The sequence below is a fragment of the Escherichia sp. MOD1-EC6098 genome (assembly GCF_002965865.1).
GTDB classification, from domain to species: Bacteria; Pseudomonadota; Gammaproteobacteria; order Enterobacterales; family Enterobacteriaceae; genus Escherichia; species Escherichia marmotae.
Genome location: NZ_PTSN01000006.1, coordinates 54780 through 71716, shown reverse-complemented (window position 1 = coordinate 71716; position 16937 = coordinate 54780). Strand labels below are relative to the sequence as shown.

17 protein-coding genes are annotated in these 16937 nt (G+C 50.1%); 9 read left to right on the top strand and 8 right to left on the bottom strand.

Annotated features, from left to right (window positions below):
* Positions 1–6 precede the first annotated feature (6 nt).
* Positions 7–324, top strand: coding sequence for a heat shock protein HspQ (hspQ, locus tag C0K55_RS08745; protein ID WP_001295356.1), 318 nt, complete (start codon positions 7–9; stop codon positions 322–324).
* A 44-nt stretch (positions 325–368) separates the two neighbouring features.
* Here the strand turns inward: hspQ and C0K55_RS08740 are convergent, their stop codons facing one another.
* Positions 369–782 (bottom strand): CoA-binding protein, encoded by a 414-nt coding sequence (locus C0K55_RS08740; protein WP_001516136.1) that lies wholly within the window; start codon positions 780–782, stop codon positions 369–371.
* A 172-nt stretch (positions 783–954) separates the two neighbouring features.
* Between C0K55_RS08740 and C0K55_RS08735 the strand changes: the two genes are divergently transcribed.
* Positions 955–1617 (top strand): DUF2057 family protein, encoded by a 663-nt coding sequence (locus C0K55_RS08735; RefSeq protein WP_000847778.1) that lies wholly within the window; start codon positions 955–957, stop codon positions 1615–1617.
* 95 nt (positions 1618–1712) lie between these two features.
* Entirely contained in the window at positions 1713–2171 is a 459-nt protein-coding gene (gene mgsA / locus C0K55_RS08730) for a methylglyoxal synthase (protein WP_105263246.1), read from the top strand.
* Between the two features lie 31 nt (positions 2172–2202).
* On the opposite strand, the gene helD is transcribed toward mgsA, so the two are convergent.
* The gene (gene helD, locus C0K55_RS08725) at positions 2203–4257 is read right to left on the bottom strand and encodes a DNA helicase IV (protein WP_105266563.1); all 2055 of its coding nucleotides are present in this window, start codon (positions 4255–4257) and stop codon (positions 2203–2205) included.
* 122 nt (positions 4258–4379) lie between these two features.
* Between helD and C0K55_RS08720 the strand changes: the two genes are divergently transcribed.
* Complete coding sequence (locus tag C0K55_RS08720) at positions 4380–4826, top strand: YccF domain-containing protein (protein WP_001261229.1); 447 nt, start codon at positions 4380–4382, stop codon at positions 4824–4826.
* 9 nt (positions 4827–4835) lie between these two features.
* A complete protein-coding gene (gene yccS, locus C0K55_RS08715) occupies positions 4836–6998 on the top strand; it encodes a YccS family putative transporter (RefSeq protein ID WP_122984262.1) in 2163 nt (720 codons plus the stop codon).
* Here yccS and sxy read toward each other — a convergent pair.
* Complete coding sequence (gene sxy / locus C0K55_RS08710; protein WP_016261884.1) at positions 6961–7590, bottom strand: CRP-S regulon transcriptional coactivator Sxy; 630 nt, start codon at positions 7588–7590, stop codon at positions 6961–6963. The two genes, yccS and sxy, sit on opposite strands and share 38 nt — an antisense overlap.
* A 217-nt stretch (positions 7591–7807) precedes the next feature.
* On the opposite strand from sxy, the gene sulA reads away from it, so the two are divergent.
* Together sulA and ompA are read left to right on the top strand one after the other, a co-directional pair.
* Positions 7808–8317, top strand: a complete 510-nt coding sequence (sulA, locus tag C0K55_RS08705) for an SOS-induced cell division inhibitor SulA (RefSeq protein ID WP_000288698.1) — start codon at positions 7808–7810, stop codon at positions 8315–8317.
* 355 nt (positions 8318–8672) lie between these two features.
* Positions 8673–9725: a porin OmpA gene (ompA, locus tag C0K55_RS08700; protein WP_001516132.1), complete on the top strand. Its 1053-nt coding sequence runs from the start codon at positions 8673–8675 to the stop codon at positions 9723–9725.
* Between the two features lie 74 nt (positions 9726–9799).
* Here the strand turns inward: ompA and matP are convergent, their stop codons facing one another.
* Entirely contained in the window at positions 9800–10252 is a 453-nt protein-coding gene (gene matP / locus C0K55_RS08695) for a macrodomain Ter protein MatP (protein ID WP_001516131.1), read from the bottom strand.
* A gap of 187 nt (positions 10253–10439) precedes the next feature.
* Here matP and C0K55_RS08690 point away from each other — a divergent pair, with 187 nt between their 5' ends.
* Entirely contained in the window at positions 10440–12200 is a 1761-nt protein-coding gene (locus tag C0K55_RS08690; protein WP_105266562.1) for an AAA family ATPase, read from the top strand.
* Positions 12201–12268: 68 nt separating this feature from the next.
* Positions 12269–12787: a bifunctional 3-hydroxydecanoyl-ACP dehydratase/trans-2-decenoyl-ACP isomerase gene (gene fabA, locus C0K55_RS08685; protein WP_000227927.1), complete on the top strand. Its 519-nt coding sequence runs from the start codon at positions 12269–12271 to the stop codon at positions 12785–12787.
* A gap of 69 nt (positions 12788–12856) precedes the next feature.
* Here the strand turns inward: fabA and rmf are convergent, their stop codons facing one another.
* From rmf to pqiA, 4 genes are all read right to left on the bottom strand, one after another.
* Positions 12857–13024, bottom strand: coding sequence for a ribosome modulation factor (gene rmf, locus C0K55_RS08680; protein WP_000828647.1), 168 nt, complete (start codon positions 13022–13024; stop codon positions 12857–12859).
* A gap of 255 nt (positions 13025–13279) precedes the next feature.
* Positions 13280–13843, bottom strand: coding sequence for a membrane integrity-associated transporter subunit PqiC (gene pqiC, locus C0K55_RS08675; RefSeq protein WP_001516130.1), 564 nt, complete (start codon positions 13841–13843; stop codon positions 13280–13282).
* Positions 13840–15480, bottom strand: a complete 1641-nt coding sequence (gene pqiB / locus C0K55_RS08670) for an intermembrane transport protein PqiB (protein ID WP_105266561.1) — start codon at positions 15478–15480, stop codon at positions 13840–13842. The genes pqiC and pqiB overlap by 4 nt, the downstream gene beginning before the upstream one ends.
* Positions 15481–15484: 4 nt before the next feature.
* Entirely contained in the window at positions 15485–16738 is a 1254-nt protein-coding gene (pqiA, locus tag C0K55_RS08665; RefSeq protein WP_105266560.1) for a membrane integrity-associated transporter subunit PqiA, read from the bottom strand.
* Between the last annotated feature and the right edge of the window lie 199 nt (positions 16739–16937).

Genomic DNA, 16937 nt, shown 5'->3' with positions numbered 1-16937 from the left:
GTGACTATGATTGCCAGCAAATTCGGTATCGGCCAGCAGGTCCGCCATTCCCTGTTAGGTTATCTCGGAGTGGTCGTGGATATCGACCCGGTTTATTCGCTCTCTGAACCGTCACCTGATGAGCTGGCGGTGAACGATGAGCTTCGCGCCGCTCCGTGGTATCACGTGGTGATGGAGGATGACAACGGCCTACCGGTTCATACCTACCTGGCTGAAGCCCAGCTAAGTAGCGAATTGCAGGATGAACATCCAGAGCAGCCGTCAATGGATGAGCTGGCGCAGACGATCCGCAAGCAACTCCAGGCACCGCGTCTGCGTAACTAATCCCCATAAAATCCCCGGAAGGTTTTTGCCTTCCGGGGATTTTTTTATTTAGCCAGCCCCAGACGAGGGATCTCAATGGCCGGGCAACGATCCATTACCACATTTAACCCAGCTTCCCGCGCCAGTACCGCAGCTTGCTCATTAATCACCCCTAGCTGCATCCATAAGGTTTTCGCACCGATGGCGATAGCTTCCTGCGCTACATCCCACGCAGCTTCTGAATTACGGAAGACATCTACCATATCTACTTTTTCCGGAACTTCCGCCAGCGTACCGTAACCCTGCTGGCCCAGCAGCGTTTTACCGGCGACTTTTGGTGAGACAGGAATGACGTGATAGCCCTGATCAAGCAGATATTTCATTACGCGATAACTTGGACGGTCAGGTTTATCACTTGCCCCTACCAGCGCAATGGTGTGAGTGGACGTTAAAATGGCTGCAATATCGGTTTCTTTCATCATTTCCTCCAGACTATTTACCAAAGTGTACGACAATACCGACATACCAACCATGCAGCTAATACGAATGTATGAGAGCAAAAGATGGAAATATGTCTATATGTTAGTAAGTATGATTAAAGAAAAATTTTGATACATTATTATTCGGGCGGTCATTAGACAGGAGCTATCTATGAAAACCGGCATTTTGACCACCTTGATTGTATTATGTTTGCCGGTGACCGTTTTTGCCACCACGCTGCGGCTGTCCAGCGACGTTGACCTTCTGGTGCTCGACGGCAAGAAAGTTTCCAGTTCTCTGCTGCGCGGCGCGGACAGCATTGAACTGGATAACGGCCCGCATCAATTAGTGTTTCGCGTCGAGAAAACCATCAACCTTTCTGGTAATGAAGAACGTCTGTATATCTCCCCACCTCTGGTCGTCAGTTTTAATACCCAACTTATCAGCCAGGTGAATTTTCGCCTGCCCCGTCTGGAGAATGAACGGGAAGCGACCCATTTTGATGCCACTCCGCGCCTTGAATTGTTAGATGGCGATGCGACGCCGATCCCGGTAAAGCTGGATATTCTGGCGATTACCTCAACCGCAAAAACGATTGATTATGAAGGAGAGGTTGAACGCTATAACAAATCTGCGAAGCGCGCCTCGCTTCCGCAATTTGCCACCATGATGGCAGATGACAGCACACTGCTTTCTGGCGTTTCCGAACTGGATGCGATTCCACCGCAATCTCAGGTGCTCACTGAACAACGGCTGAAGTATTGGTTTAAGCTGGCTGATCCACAAACGCGAAATACCTTCCTGCAATGGGCGGAAAAACAACCATCTTCCTGATATTTTTGTGCCTGCGCGCAGGCTTTTTCGGTCTTTATCTTGCAGCGGTAAGTGCTTACAGTAATCTGTAGGAAAGCTAACTACGGATGTAAATTATGGAACTGACGACTCGCACTTTACCTGCGCGGAAACATATTGCGCTGGTGGCACACGATCACTGCAAACAAACGCTGATGAGCTGGGTGGAGCGGCATCAACCGCTTCTGGAGCAGCACGAGCTTTATGCAACGGGCACCACGGGTAACTTAATTTCCCGCGCAACAGGAATGAACGTTAATGCCATGCTAAGTGGCCCAATGGGCGGTGACCAGCAGGTCGGCGCATTAATTTCTGAAGGGAAAATTGATGTGCTGATTTTCTTCTGGGACCCGTTAAACGCCGTGCCGCACGATCCCGATGTGAAAGCATTGCTACGTCTGGCGACAGTGTGGAACATTCCGGTCGCTACCAACGTAGCAACGGCAGATTTCATCATCCAGTCGCCGCATTTCAACGACGCCGTGGATATTCTGATCCCGGATTATCAGCGTTATCTCGCGGAACGCCTGAAATAATATTGCACAGGTGGCAAATGCCACCTGTTTCTTACGGTTTTCTCGTCACCGGAACATCCAGTTTTTTCAGGACTTCGACAAAGGGAGAAGGATTCTCTTTGTTGAACAATGCCCATACCCGATACCTTGCACGAGTCAGCGCAACGTACATTAACCGCCGTTCTTCGGCGTCAGGGAAATCTTCCACTGGCGGCAATAGCGCCTCTTCCATAATCGACTCACGCGCCGCAGCCGGGAAGCCATCACTCCCCTCCTGCAAACCAACAATGATGACGTAATCCGCCTGTTGCCCTTTGCTGGCATGAATCGTCATAAAGTCAATTTGCAACTTCGGCCAGCGCGTCGCCGCTTTTTCCAGACTGACGGGTTTCAAATGATGGTAACGCGCCAGCACCAGAATGCGCTCTTCCGGTTTGGCATAACCAGACAGTTTATCCAGCAAAGCATCAAGCTGGCTCTCTTCCAGCAGAGTAACGGCTTTTTTGTCGCCATTGGTTAAACTGTTTAGCGGCTTTTTCAGTTGACTGGGGTTTTGCTGGATAAAGCGATTCGCCACCTCCCCGATACGGCTGTTGAAACGATAAGTAGTATCTAAATCACAGCGATCGCCTTCACCGAAGTTTTCATGGAAAGCCGTGGTGAGCGACATTTGCGCCCCGCTGAAGCGGTAAATGGCCTGCCAATCATCGCCAACGGCGAACAACGTCGTCTGACTGTTTTGCTTGCGTAATGCCGCTAACAAAGCGGCGCGCTGCGGTGAGATATCCTGAAACTCATCGACCAGAATATGTTTCCACGGGCTGATAAAGCGGCCTTTCTCAAGGATTACAATGGCCTGATGAATCAAACCGGAAAAATCAACGGCATTTTCTGCCTTCAGTGCGCTTTTCCACGCCTTCAACAAGGGAGCCATCAACTTGATGCGTTTACTGAACAAGTCACGAATTTCCTCGGGCGCGCTGGCAATCATTTCAGCCTGTGCACCACCGTGCATCCGCATCAGGTTTACCCAGCGATCGAGGCGAGATGCGAGACGACGCTGCAATTTTTCATCATCCCAGAAGTTACCTTCTGGCACTGACCACTGCATTTCTTCCGTCAGCCATTGCCGCCAGCCCTTCGCCTGCGCTTTCTTCTCGCTGCATTGCTTGCGCCACTCAGCAATAAAGAGTTCATGACGGGCAGTAGTATCATTTTCCAGGTTGCTGACTGTCGGTACTTTTTTGCTACCTTGCTGAATAATATGCAGCGCCAGTGAATGAAACGTGCGTGCGGTAATGTCTTCAGTATGGAGCCGTTCGCGAATACGCTCATCCATCTCTTCAGCCGCTTTTCGGCCAAACGCCAGCAATAAGATTTGCTCAGGAGACGCTTCGCCGCGCGCCAGCAACCAGCCGGCTCGCGCTACCAGCACGGACGTTTTTCCGCTTCCTGCGCCAGCAAGTACTAATAACGAATGCTCGCCATTGACAACTGCACGAGCCTGCGCCGGATTAAGTGGTGAAGACTCAACCTGACGGAAAAAATCCGCATACTTATTGAGCATGATTTCGGTGTACGCCTGATTATGCTGCAACCGACTGCCTTCAATATCTTTCAGCCAGGCCTGACATTTGTGCCACGCTTCACGACAGTTATCGAATTCGTCTAGCCGGTTGACCGGCAACGGTAACGCCGACAAAGCCTGGCGAATTTGTTGCTGTACGCCAGAAGTTTGCTCCCGCGTCAGCCATTTATTGTCGCCGGTGCGCGTGGCAATCAAATCGAGTTGCTGCTGTAAGACGCCGGCCGCAATTTCGCTCATCTCCTCGCTCCACCGCCGCCAGTGAGCATCAAGATGATGGTGAAAACGCTGTGTCTCAGCCCATTCGGTGCCGTGCAGACGCACTACTTTTTCATCAGGCAACACAAATTCCAGCTCGCCCCACACCAGACCGCGCTTACAGTGAATCGCCAGTAATTGATTGAAAGGAATGAGATATTCGTGACGATCGCCGGAAACTTTTATCCCGGCATTGAGGATCACCGCCCGATCGTAAGGGTGCTGTGCCAGACGCTTGCCAAGAGTTGTCGCTTTCAGTTCCATGTCTCTGTAGATCCACACGATGTTATTTCTTATCAGTGTAACCGTCAGAGAAAACGTGCTCCAGCCCAAAAAAACGTTACAATTGCCGCCCATTACTGAAAACCACAGTAAAGCGAGGTTTTATGCGTACCGTTTTGAACATTCTGAACTTTGTCCTGGGCGGATTCGCCACTACCCTGGCCTGGTTGTTAGCGACCCTTGTCAGTATTGTGCTGATTTTTACCTTACCGCTGACTCGTTCCTGCTGGGAAATCACTAAACTTTCGTTGTTGCCCTACGGCAATGAAGCTATTCATGTCGATGAACTGAATCCGGCGGGTAAAAATGTGTTGCTCAACACGGGCGGCACCGTACTGAATATTTTCTGGCTGATTTTCTTCGGCTGGTGGTTATGCTTGATGCATATTGCTTCTGGTATTGCGCAATGCCTCACCATCATCGGTATTCCTGTCGGCATTGCGAACTTTAAAATTGCCGCTATTGCACTGTGGCCGGTAGGTCGCCGCGTAGTTTCTGTGGAAACAGCTCAAGCTGCGCGTGAAGCGAATGCGCGCCGCCGTTTCGAATAATCTAATTTTATGGCCTTTATGCTAAGCCCTTTGCTCAAACGCTATACCTGGAACAGCGCCTGGCTGTATTACGCCCGCATTTTTATCGCACTTTGCGGTACTACTGCGTTTCCGTGGTGGCTGGGTGATGTAAAACTGACGATTCCGCTGACACTCGGAATGGTTGCGGCGGCATTGACCGATCTCGATGACCGGCTGGCGGGACGTCTGCGTAACCTCATCATTACGCTGTTCTGCTTTTTTATCGCTTCGGCCTCGGTAGAACTGTTGTTCCCGTGGCCCTGGTTGTTTGCCATTGGCTTAACGCTCTCCACCAGCGGCTTCATTTTGCTCGGCGGACTGGGGCAACGCTACGCGACTATCGCTTTTGGCGCGTTGTTGATAGCCATTTACACCATGCTGGGAACATCTCTGTATGAGCACTGGTATCAACAGCCTATGTATCTGCTTGCAGGAGCCGTCTGGTACAACATCCTGACGCTTATCGGCCATCTGCTGTTCCCTGTCCGCCCATTGCAGGACAATCTGGCGCGTTGCTATGAACAACTGGCACGTTATCTGGAACTGAAATCACGCATGTTCGATCCCGATATAGAAGACGAAAGCCAGGCGCCGCTCTACGAACTGGCTCTCGCCAACGGGCAACTAATGGCGACGCTGAACCAGACGAAGCTCTCATTGCTGACTCGCTTACGCGGCGATCGTGGTCAACGGGGAACGCGTCGCACATTACATTACTACTTTGTGGCGCAAGATATCCACGAGCGTGCCAGCTCTTCTCATATTCAATATCAAACGTTGCGGGAACATTTTCGCCACAGCGACGTGCTGTTCCGTTTCCAGCGGCTGATGTCAATGCAGGGACAAGCTTGCCAGCAACTGTCACGCTGTATTTTGCTGCGTCAGCCTTACCAACACGACCCGCATTTTGAACGCGCCTTCACTCACATTGACGCAGCGCTTGAGCGGATGCGCGATAACGGTGCGCCGATTGATTTGCTAAAAACGTTGGGATTTCTGCTGACAAACTTACGCGCCATTGATGCTCAACTGGCGACGATTGAATCAGAGCAAGCTCAGGCGATGCCGCATAACGATACTGAAAGCCAACTTGCCGACGACAGCCCACACGGATTAAGTGATATCTGGCTGCGCCTTAGCCGTAACTTTACGCCGGAATCCGCCCTCTTCCGCCACGCGGTAAGGATGTCACTGGTGTTGTGCGTCGGCTACGCCATCATTCAGATAACCGGGATGCATCACGGTTACTGGATCTTGCTGACCAGCCTGTTTGTTTGCCAGCCAAACTATAACGCCACGCGCCACCGCCTGAAGTTAAGGATTATTGGTACGTTGGTGGGTATTGCGATTGGTATTCCAGTGCTGTGGTTTGTTCCATCACTGGAAGGGCAATTGGTGCTCCTGGTCATTACCGGCGTGCTCTTTTTCGCCTTCCGTAACGTGCAATATGCTCATGCAACGATGTTCATTACGCTGTTGGTGCTGCTGTGCTTCAATCTGCTGGGTGAGGGTTTTGAAGTGGCGCTGCCACGCGTAATCGATACGCTAATCGGGTGTGCCATAGCATGGGCAGCGGTAAGTTACATCTGGCCAGACTGGCGTTTCCGCAATCTGCCCAGGATGCTTGAGCGCGCGACCGAGGCCAACTGCCGCTATCTCGATGCCATTCTCGAGCAATATCATCAGGGACGTGATAACCGTCTGGCGTATCGTATTGCCCGCCGCGATGCCCACAACCGCGATGCAGAGCTGGCTTCAGTAGTGTCGAATATGTCCAGCGAACCGAACGTTACACCGCAAATTCGCGAAGACGCGTTCCGGTTACTGTGTCTCAACCATACATTCACCAGCTACATCTCAGCCCTCGGCGCACACCGTGAGCAGTTAACTAATCCTGAAATTCTGGCGTTTCTTGATGATGCTGTTTGCTACGTTGATGACGCGCTACATCATCAACCTGCCGATGAAGAACGTGTCAATCAGGCATTAGCAGACCTGAAACAACGGATGCAGCAACTTGAGCCGCGAGCAGACAGCAAGGAACCTCTGGTTGTACAACAAATCGGGTTATTGATTGCATTACTGCCAGAAATTGGCCGCCTGCAGCACAGGATTACTCAAGTTCCACAGGAAACTCCTGCTTTGGCGTAATAGAATCAGCCCATTCAGCAAGCTCCTGGCGGCGTGCCACCGGGAGCGCTGCTTCATGAATACCGATAATTGCGCCTTCAAGCATAAACAAGATCTTTTCTGTCACCAGACTATTTTGCTGCCGCAGCCGCAACCAACACATTTTCGCCCCAAGTATACGTAACGCCCGTACATCCTTAATCCCCACTTCCCCGAGAATCGCTTCCAGATGAAAAGACATATTGGGCAAATCTTTCAGTCTTTCCCGGGTATTACGTGTAGTTTTCTCTTTAAGCGCTGCGTCGAGAGAATATTTTGACAGACGTACCAGCTTCAGTTGATTTCGCCATAAACTTTCATCAACCCGATAGTAATTGAGGGTAACGAACCGTCCACACTTTTTATATGTCAGCCAGACTGGCGGATGTTTTACACAGTATTGTGCGCTTTGCTCACAAGCCCGAAGATACAACTCACCATCAGAAACTACCGCAAATACCGTGTCGTCAACGGTCAGACTGTAACTACCAAACAATGATCGGTATTCAATTGTGCCCAACGTTGCCAGGTATTTCTGTGACTTATAGATCCGCTTATAGGAGAGGCTTTTCATAAAATTCCTTTTAAAATCATAATATAAAAGAATGATTCACATTAACGGATCCGTTAAATACGAAAATAGGCAACTTATTCTCAAGGGGCAAGATTAATTTATGTTTTCCAGCCACCAACGACAAAATTTGCGAGGCACTTTCCGAAAATAGGGTTGATCTTTGTTGTCACCGGATGTACTGTATATCCATACAGTAACTCACAGGGCTGGATTGATTATGTACACTTCAGGCTATGCACATCGTTCTTCGTTGTTCTCATCCGCAACAAGCAAAATCGCGCGTGTCTCTACGGAAAACACTACAGCTGGGCTAATTAGTGAAGTTGTCTATCGCGAAGATCAGCCCATGATGACGCAACTCTTGCTTTTGCCATTATTACAACAACTCGGCCAACAATCGCGTTGGCAGTTATGGTTAACGCCACAACAAAAATTGAGTCGTGAATGGGTTCAGGCTGCTGGACTACCTTTAACGAAAGTGATGCAGATCAACCAGCTTTCCCCTTGCCACACAGTGGAATCAATGGTTCGCGCATTACGCACAGGAAATTACAGCGTGGTGATCGGTTGGTTAGCAGATGATCTGACAGAAGAAGAACATGCTGAGCTTGTGGATGCCGCCAATGAAGGTAACGCAATGGGGTTCATTATGCGTCCAGTAAGCGCATCCTCTCACGCCACGAGACAACTTTCCGGGTTAAAAATTCACTCTAATTTGTATCATTAAGTAAATTTAGGATTAATCCTGGAACTTTTTTTACCGTCCGGCTGATGATTTCACTCATGGCTCATTTTCCCTGCGGAGGCTTGTCTGAAGCGGTTTCCGCGATTTTATGCTGTAAATTATCGTTAACAAAAAAGGTTAAACGTACCTTATACAAATCTTTTTTTTCATATGCCTGACGGAGTTCACACTTGTAAGTTTTCAACTACGTTGTAGACTTTACATCGCCAGGGGTGCTCGGCATAAGCCGAAGATATCGGTAGAGTTAATATTGAGCAGATCCCCGGTGAAGGATTTAACCGTGTTATCTCGTTGGAGATATTCATGGCGTATTTTGGATGATAACGAGGCGCAAAAAATGAAAAAGACAGCTATCGCGATTGCAGTGGCACTGGCTGGTTTCGCTACCGTAGCGCAGGCCGCTCCGAAAGATAACACCTGGTACACTGGTGCTAAACTGGGCTGGTCCCAGTACCATGACACTGGTTTCATTCCTAACAATGGTCCGACCCACGAAAACCAACTGGGTGCAGGTGCTTTTGGTGGTTACCAGGTTAACCCGTATGTTGGCTTTGAAATGGGTTACGACTGGTTAGGTCGTATGCCGTACAAAGGCGACAACATCAATGGCGCATACAAAGCTCAGGGCGTTCAACTGACCGCTAAACTGGGTTACCCAATCACTGACGATCTGGACATCTACACTCGTCTGGGTGGTATGGTATGGCGTGCGGACACCAAGGCTAACGTACCTGGTGGCGCATCCTATAAAGACCACGACACCGGCGTTTCCCCGGTATTCGCAGGTGGTGTTGAGTACGCGATCACTCCTGAAATCGCTACCCGTCTGGAATACCAGTGGACCAACAACATCGGTGACGCACACACCATCGGCACTCGTCCGGACAACGGCCTGCTGAGCCTGGGTGTTTCCTACCGTTTCGGTCAGGGCGAAGCAGCTCCAGTAGTTGCTCCGGCTCCAGCTCCGGCACCGGAAGTACAGACCAAGCACTTCACTCTGAAGTCTGACGTTCTGTTCAACTTCAACAAAGCAACCCTGAAACCGGAAGGTCAGGCTGCTCTGGATCAGCTGTACAGCCAACTGAGCAACCTGGATCCGAAAGACGGTTCCGTAGTTGTTCTGGGTTACACTGACCGCATCGGTTCTGACGCTTACAACCAGGCTCTGTCCGAGCGTCGTGCTCAGTCCGTCGTTGATTACCTGATCTCTAAAGGTATCCCGTCTGACAAAATCTCTGCACGTGGTATGGGCGAATCCAACCCGGTTACCGGCAACACCTGTGACAACGTGAAACAGCGCGCTGCACTGATCGACTGCCTGGCTCCGGATCGTCGCGTAGAGATCGAAGTTAAAGGTATCAAAGACGTTGTAACTCAGCCGCAGGCTTAAGTTCTCGTCTGATAAAAAACCCCGCTTCACGCGGGGTTTTTTTCGTCTTCAGTAAAGTAAATAATCTTTGCAAGTTATTCCTTACCCAGCAAGGCCTGCAAATCCTGCTTCAAAGAAGACATTTTATTCGCATATTTTTCTTTGTTTTCTGCATCTTCAATTAGCTGGACAATCGTTTCGGAAAGCGTTTTACCGCGACGCTGCGCAAGACCTGCCAGCCGTTGCCAGACAATAAATTCCAGATCAATTGATTTCTTACGTGTGTACTGATGTTCCGCATTAAAATGGCGTTTCCGTCTGGCCCGAATGGTCTGCTTCATGCGATTGACCAGCTCCGGATTCATATGCTTTTCAATCCAGCCATTAACATGCACGGGTTCATTTTCCAGCGATAGCAACACGTCAACGGCTTCCTGGGCGGCACTGGCTTCCAGGTAACGGGTGATTAACTCCCCTTCACGGTGTTTCTTCACCAGATACTTCCATTTCCAACCGCTTTCCAGATTTTCAAGTTGTTGATATTTCATAGCGATCTCAATGTTACCCTGTAACTCTTTACAGAATATCAGTTTTTTAACTGTGTGATGAAAAGAATCTCGCATCCTGTGATGCTTTAGCGTGAATGCCTGGTCTTTTGTCAGCGCTTTCCACGTGTGCTGAAGTGTCGGTTACGGTATAATCGCGTCTTTGACAACAGACTAAAAAACATCAACTTTGACCATTACGAAACTTGCATGGCGTGACTTAGTCCCTGATACCGAAAGCTATCAGGAAGTATTTGCACAGCCACATTTGATTGACGAAAACGAGCCTTTATTCAGTGACATTCAACCGCGGCTGCAATTTGCGCTGGAACAGTTACTGCACGCCCGAGCATCATCCTCTTTTATGCTGGCGAAAGCCCCGGAAGAGTCCGAGTATCTGAATTTCATTGCCGATGCCGCAAGCACGCTACAAAGCGATGCAGGCCAACTGATGGGCGGTCACTATGAGATTTCCGGCCACACCATTCGCTTACGTAACGCCGTTAGCGCAAATGATAATTTCGCAACACTAACGCAAGTCGTCATTGCTGACTGGGTGGAAGCGGAACAACTCTTTGGCTGCCTTCGCCAGTTTAATGGCGACATTACCTTGCAACCAGGGCTGGTGCATCAGGCAAATGGCGGTATTTTAATCATCTCCTTGCGTACACTGCTGGCACAACCTCTGCTGTGGATGCGGCTGAAAAATATCGTCAAGCGCGAACGTTTTGACTGGGTAGCGTTTGATGAGTCGCGCCCCCTCCCTGTCTCTGTTCCTTCAATACCGCTGAAGCTTAAAGTCATTCTGGTCGGTGAACGCGAGTCATTGGCTGATTTTCAGGAGATGGAGCCGGAACTGTCTGAGCAGGCTATTTATAGTGAATTTGAAGATACCCTCCAGATTGTCGATGCGGGATCAGTAAGCCAGTGGTGTCGGTGGGTTACGTTTATCGCCCGACATAACCAGTTACCTGCGCCTAGTGCCGATGCCTGGCCTGTGCTTATCCGCGAAGCCACCCGCTACACAGGTGATCAAGAAACTCTGCCGCTTGGACCGCAGTGGATCCTGCGCCAGTGTAAAGAAGTCGCATCCTTATGCGAAGGCGATAGCTTTACCGGCGAGCAGCTAAACTTGATGCTACAACAGCGGGAATGGCGCGAAGGATTCCTTGCCGAACGGATGCAGGATGAGATCCTTCAGGAGCAGATCCTGATCGAAACCGAAGGTGAACGCGTTGGGCAGATTAACGCTCTTTCGGTTATCGAATTTCCGGGCCATCCGCGCGCTTTTGGCGAACCTTCTCGTATTAGCTGTGTTGTGCATATAGGCGACGGCGAATTTACCGATATCGAACGCAAAGCCGAGCTTGGCGGCAACATACACGCTAAAGGGATGATGATCATGCAGGCGTTCCTGATGTCGGAACTGCAGCTCGAGCAACAGATCCCTTTCTCGGCATCACTGACTTTTGAGCAGTCATATAGCGAAGTGGATGGCGATAGCGCCTCAATGGCTGAACTCTGCGCCCTGATAAGCGCCCTTGCCGATGTACCGGTGAATCAGAGTATCGCTATCACAGGTTCGGTGGATCAATTCGGCCGCGCCCAGCCAGTCGGCGGTTTAAATGAGAAAATTGAAGGTTTCTTCGCTATCTGCCAACAGCGTGAGTTAAGTGGTAAACAAGGCGTGATTATCCCTACGGCTAACGTTCGCCATTTGAGTCTTCACAGCGAACTGGTGAAGGCGGTTGAGGAAGGCAAATTCACAATCTGGGCAGTGGACGATGTCACTGATGCACTGCCTTTATTATTAAATCTGATGTGGGATGGCGAAGGCCAGACGACGTTGATGCAGACCATACAGGAGCGTATTGCGCAAGCATCGCAACAGGAAGGTCGTCACCGTTTTCCGTGGCCATTACGTTGGCTGAACTGGTTTATTCCGAACTGATCGGACTTGTTCAGCGTACACGTGTTAGCTATCCTGCGTGCTTCAATAAAATAAGGCTTACAGAGAACATGGTAGATAAACGCGAATCCTATACAAAAGAAGACCTTCTTGCCTCTGGTCGCGGTGAACTGTTTGGCGCAAAAGGCCCGCAATTGCCAGCGCCGAACATGCTAATGATGGATCGGGTGGTCAAAATGACCGAAACCGGTGGCAACTTCGACAAAGGGTATGTTGAAGCAGAACTGGATATTAACCCGGATCTGTGGTTCTTCGGTTGTCACTTCATCGGTGATCCGGTAATGCCGGGATGTCTGGGCCTGGATGCCATGTGGCAGTTGGTAGGGTTCTACCTGGGCTGGCTGGGCGGCGAAGGTAAAGGCCGCGCACTGGGCGTAGGCGAAGTGAAATTCACTGGTCAGGTTCTACCTACGGCAAAAAAAGTGACCTATCGTATTCACTTTAAACGCATTGTTAACCGTCGCTTGATCATGGGTCTGGCAGACGGCGAAGTACTGGTTGATGGTCGTCTGATCTACACCGCCAGCGATCTGAAAGTTGGTCTGTTCCAGGATACTTCTGCATTCTGATTTAAATCAGGCTGCATATTAAAAGGCGAAACCTCCGCATTGCGGAGGTTTCTTTTTAAAGAGACAGAATCAGGCCATAACTACCCTGTCCGCCATGGCTTCTCGCCAGCCTCCCAGCCATTCTGACCTTTGATTCAGCGTCTGATAGGGACACATTTCTTTTGAGCGTCCGGCGATGCCGGCCTGATAACCACGTTGATGTGCCCGTTCCAGGCGATCTCGTTTTTGTCTCTTCATGCCTCGTTTCCCTCATACTGGTTTCTGGTGGAAAAGAAAACAGTGATTACTAAATGTGCAATCACAGTTAAGCAATACCGCGAATCATAACTGCCGTCAATGCGCAAAATTCACGCCACTGTCATATTTGTGAGCCACACGGACATGTTGGTTGTACAAAAAATGTGAAGAGGAACAAGTTTTTTACTGCGAATTGCACAAAAAAACCGCCTCTGGCAACATGCCGGAGACGGTTATATTTACAAATATTTATAATTAAGGTAGACGCTTTATCTCTTGCGCAATAGCAGCGGCTTCCTGACTCCAGACATTAGCCAGCACTTTAACCATTTCATCGTAACCATCCTGATTTTGTACCCCTTCCAGACGGAACGGCCGTTTGATCAGTTGTCCCTGGTGATTCAATAGCCACTCGCCACTGACAATAACCTTGCCATCATAGCGGCCGTTAAACTCAGTTACGGTTACGTTGAGCGTGTCCTGGGCGCTTCCCAAAGGCTGGGAGGCAACCACCCAACCGGGCAGTTGCGTACTCAGGTTGGCGACCAGGGTGTTGCGCAACTGTTGATCTAGTGGGCTGGCCCACAGGTTGTTGTTGGCAATCACATACTTCACATCGCTGGTTTGATAAACCACGCCATTCCCCGCCAGATAGTCAGGAACTGCGACCTGCTCTACCCATAACAGGCGATTACCCTGGCTGGCGGTACTTTGCGTACCGCTCTGCATAACAGGTAACTGGTAATAGTTTTTATTGATTTCGCCGGAGCTGCATCCGGCCAGCCACAGTGCCGCGATCGTCACTAGCCACTTTTTCATTGTTTCGCCCTCTTCGGCTCTGGATCTTTTTTGTCCTTCGCTTCAAATACCAGCGCGTTGCTCTTCTCATTGAGCGTTTTCAGCACTGGTTGCAATTCACGCAAGACCTGATCAAGACGCTGCATATCCGCCACCATCTTGTTGTAAGCTGCGGAGCCAGGCTGGAAGCCCTGCATACTGCGATTCAGCTCACGCAACGTTGACTGCATATCCGTCGGCAACTGCTGCATCGACTGGCTGGCCAGAATCTTGTTCATACTATCCAGCGTAGTTTGCAGGTTTTTCATCGTGCGCTGGCTTTCCGACAGCGTGCTGGTCGCCTGCTCAATCATCGGATTCAACGGAAGTTTGTTGATCTTATCCAACGCCTCCATCAGTCGCTGCTGGATTTGCGCCAGGCCGCCGCTAACGGTCGGGATAATCTGATAACCATTAAACTCTCGGATCCCAGTTATCGCTGGCGTATTCGGGTAGAAATCGAGATCAACATAGAGTGCGCCAGTAACCAGATTTCCGGTTTTCAGCGATCCACGTAAACCACGCTTCAACAACTCTCCGAGATGCTTAACGACATCCGCATTTTCGCCAAGCTGCATTTTCAGTCGTTCCGGTTCAATGCGAATGAGTACCGGAATACGGTAATCATCATTAAATGTCTGACGCATATTCGGCGCAAAGAAAGGCACCTTACTGACTGTACCCAGGCGAATACCACGGAATTCCACTGGTGCGCCAGGCTGCAGGCCGCGTACCGAATCTTTAAAGAACATCAGATAATCAATGTGATCGGTGTACAGCGAATCCTGAATGCTCTTCTGATCGTCATACAAAACGAATGCTGTTTTCGGTGCAACAGGCTGCCCTAAATCCAGCCCTTCAGGCACGTCAAAGCTGACGCCGCCGCTGAGTAGCGTTGTCAACGACCCCATCTCCACGCGCATTCCCGCTGACGTGAGATCAACCGCAATGCCACTGTCCTTCCAGAAGCGAACATTGCTGGTCACCAGTCGGTCGTAAGGCGCGTTAACAAAGAGCTGGTAACTAATATTACGTTTTTGGGTATCAAACGTGCTGGTTTCCACCGAGCCAACCCGAAAGCCGCGGAATAACACCGGATCCCCCGGAGAAAGTTGCCCGGCTTTTTTACTGTCAAGTATCACCCGAATCCCTTTCGCATCCGGCGGAGCCAGCGGTGGTGAATCAAGCAAATCGTATCTCATCTGCTTGCCCCCTTTCGCCCCAGGCTGCAGCTCAATATAAACCCCTGACAGCAGAGTCCCCAGGCCGCTAATGCCCTCGCGACCAATCTGCGGTTTTACTACCCAAAAAACGGTATCTTTATGCAGCAGTTTTTCCATACCTGCGTTCAAACGCGCTTTGATTTCAACGTGCGTCAAATCATCAGCCAGTGTGGCGCTTTCAACCACTCCGACATCAACACTACGGCTTTTAATAGTGGTCTTGCCACCTTCTATCCCTTCCGCATTCGCGGTGATCAGGGTCACTTCCGGCCCCTGATGGCTGTAATGATAAAAAAGAACCCACGCTCCTATAAGCGCCGTGACGATAGGAAATATCCACACGGGAGACCAGTTCTTCACTTTCTGGATTTTGGCTTCCCCATTATTAGATTCCATACTGTCAGGACTCCTCATGCTCTGGTTCAGGTTGACGATCCCACGACAAACGCGGGTCAAACGTCATCGCAGAAAACATTGTCATAATGACGACTAAAGCAAACATTAATGCACCCATTGCCGGATAAATACTCATTAAACCTCCCATACGCACCAGCGCCGAGAGCACCGCAATCACGAAAACGTCAATCATTGACCAGCGACCTACAAACTCAACAACTTCGTAAATCAAATGCATTCTTTCGCTGTCACGCTTGCCGTGTCCTTTGGCATCCCAGCACAACCAGCCAATGGCGATCATTTTTAAGGTCGGAACCATGATACTGGCCAAAAAGATAACCGCAGCGACCGGATAAGAACCTTCGCTCCACAGCAAGATCACCCCGGCGAGAATAGTCGACGGCATCTTTGAACCTAAAAAATCGGTCACCATGATGGGCAAGATATTGGCAGGGAGATACAGCATGATCGACGTAACGAGCAACGCCAGCGTCCATTGCAGACTGTTTTTACGTCGAACATACCCTTTGGTGCTACAGCGTGGGCACACCGGTTCATCGGCAGGAAGGATTGCTGTGCAACAAGAACAGGAGCGCAGCCCCTGGTTAATACCTGTCCCCCCCGGTTTCAGCGGCTGATTCAGCGCAGGCATAGGAGCAATATCATCCCATAACCAACGGCGATCGACACACTGAAAGGCACGCAACTGAAGCACGCAGAACAAACACCAGGGAATAAAACTGCTGCCTACGCCAATGCTGCCATAAGCCATCAGTTTAACGAAACTCACCAGTACACCAGCGAGGAAAATCTCCGCCATTCCCCAGGTTTTAAGTTGAAAAAGCACCCGTCCTAAGTGCTCTTTCAGGCGAACTGGCAATTCCGCGCGGTTGACCAATAACAAAATAGTTATCAGGCAAAACGCAGGAACCAGTTGCACAAATAACAGAAAGAAAGTGCCAAGGCTGGCATAGTTTTCGGAAAACAACACACCAGGAATTTCCAGCAACGTAATTTCGCTGGTTACCCCGGCGACGTTCATTTTCACAAAAGGAAACAGGTTGGACAGCAACAGCATAAACAGTGCAGCCAACGCGTATGCTGTGGGGCGCTGACGTGGGGCATCCCACGCAACAGTTAACGTCGTGCCACACCGGGGACATGCCGCTTTCTGACCATGCTCAAGGTGGGGTAACGCCACCAGCATGTCACACTGCGGGCACAAAATATGCTTCGCGGCATGATGATGTTCGCACATTGGTACTCCTTAATGATGCGCTATTTTACAGATTGCTGACAACGTATTCGTTTATCATGCCGGATGCGGCGCGAGCGCCTTTTCCGGCATGATAAATTGTACAAATCCAATAAATTGAGGTTTCCCTCATGCCTGATAAGCGTAGCGCATCAGGCAATTTATCTTTGTCATCAGCCTCTATATCAAACAACTGTTTTGC

Coding starts and splice junctions, on each gene's coding strand:
- pqiB (WP_105266561.1), bottom strand. CDS start 15,480: ATGGAATCTAATAATGGGGAAGCCAAAATCCAGAAAGTGAAGAACTGG.
- sxy (WP_016261884.1), bottom strand. CDS start 7,590: ATGAAAAGCCTCTCCTATAAGCGGATCTATAAGTCACAGAAATACCTG.
- C0K55_RS08740 (WP_001516136.1), bottom strand. CDS start 782: ATGAAAGAAACCGATATTGCAGCCATTTTAACGTCCACTCACACCATT.
- rmf (WP_000828647.1), bottom strand. CDS start 13,024: ATGAAGAGACAAAAACGAGATCGCCTGGAACGGGCACATCAACGTGGT.
- mgsA (WP_105263246.1), top strand. CDS start 1,713: ATGGAACTGACGACTCGCACTTTACCTGCGCGGAAACATATTGCGCTG.
- C0K55_RS08720 (WP_001261229.1), top strand. CDS start 4,380: ATGCGTACCGTTTTGAACATTCTGAACTTTGTCCTGGGCGGATTCGCC.
- fabA (WP_000227927.1), top strand. CDS start 12,269: ATGGTAGATAAACGCGAATCCTATACAAAAGAAGACCTTCTTGCCTCT.
- pqiA (WP_105266560.1), bottom strand. CDS start 16,738: ATGTGCGAACATCATCATGCCGCGAAGCATATTTTGTGCCCGCAGTGT.
- ompA (WP_001516132.1), top strand. CDS start 8,673: ATGAAAAAGACAGCTATCGCGATTGCAGTGGCACTGGCTGGTTTCGCT.
- matP (WP_001516131.1), bottom strand. CDS start 10,252: ATGAAATATCAACAACTTGAAAATCTGGAAAGCGGTTGGAAATGGAAG.
- helD (WP_105266563.1), bottom strand. CDS start 4,257: ATGGAACTGAAAGCGACAACTCTTGGCAAGCGTCTGGCACAGCACCCT.
- hspQ (WP_001295356.1), top strand. CDS start 7: ATGATTGCCAGCAAATTCGGTATCGGCCAGCAGGTCCGCCATTCCCTG.
- yccS (WP_122984262.1), top strand. CDS start 4,836: ATGGCCTTTATGCTAAGCCCTTTGCTCAAACGCTATACCTGGAACAGC.
- sulA (WP_000288698.1), top strand. CDS start 7,808: ATGTACACTTCAGGCTATGCACATCGTTCTTCGTTGTTCTCATCCGCA.
- C0K55_RS08735 (WP_000847778.1), top strand. CDS start 955: ATGAAAACCGGCATTTTGACCACCTTGATTGTATTATGTTTGCCGGTG.
- pqiC (WP_001516130.1), bottom strand. CDS start 13,843: ATGAAAAAGTGGCTAGTGACGATCGCGGCACTGTGGCTGGCCGGATGC.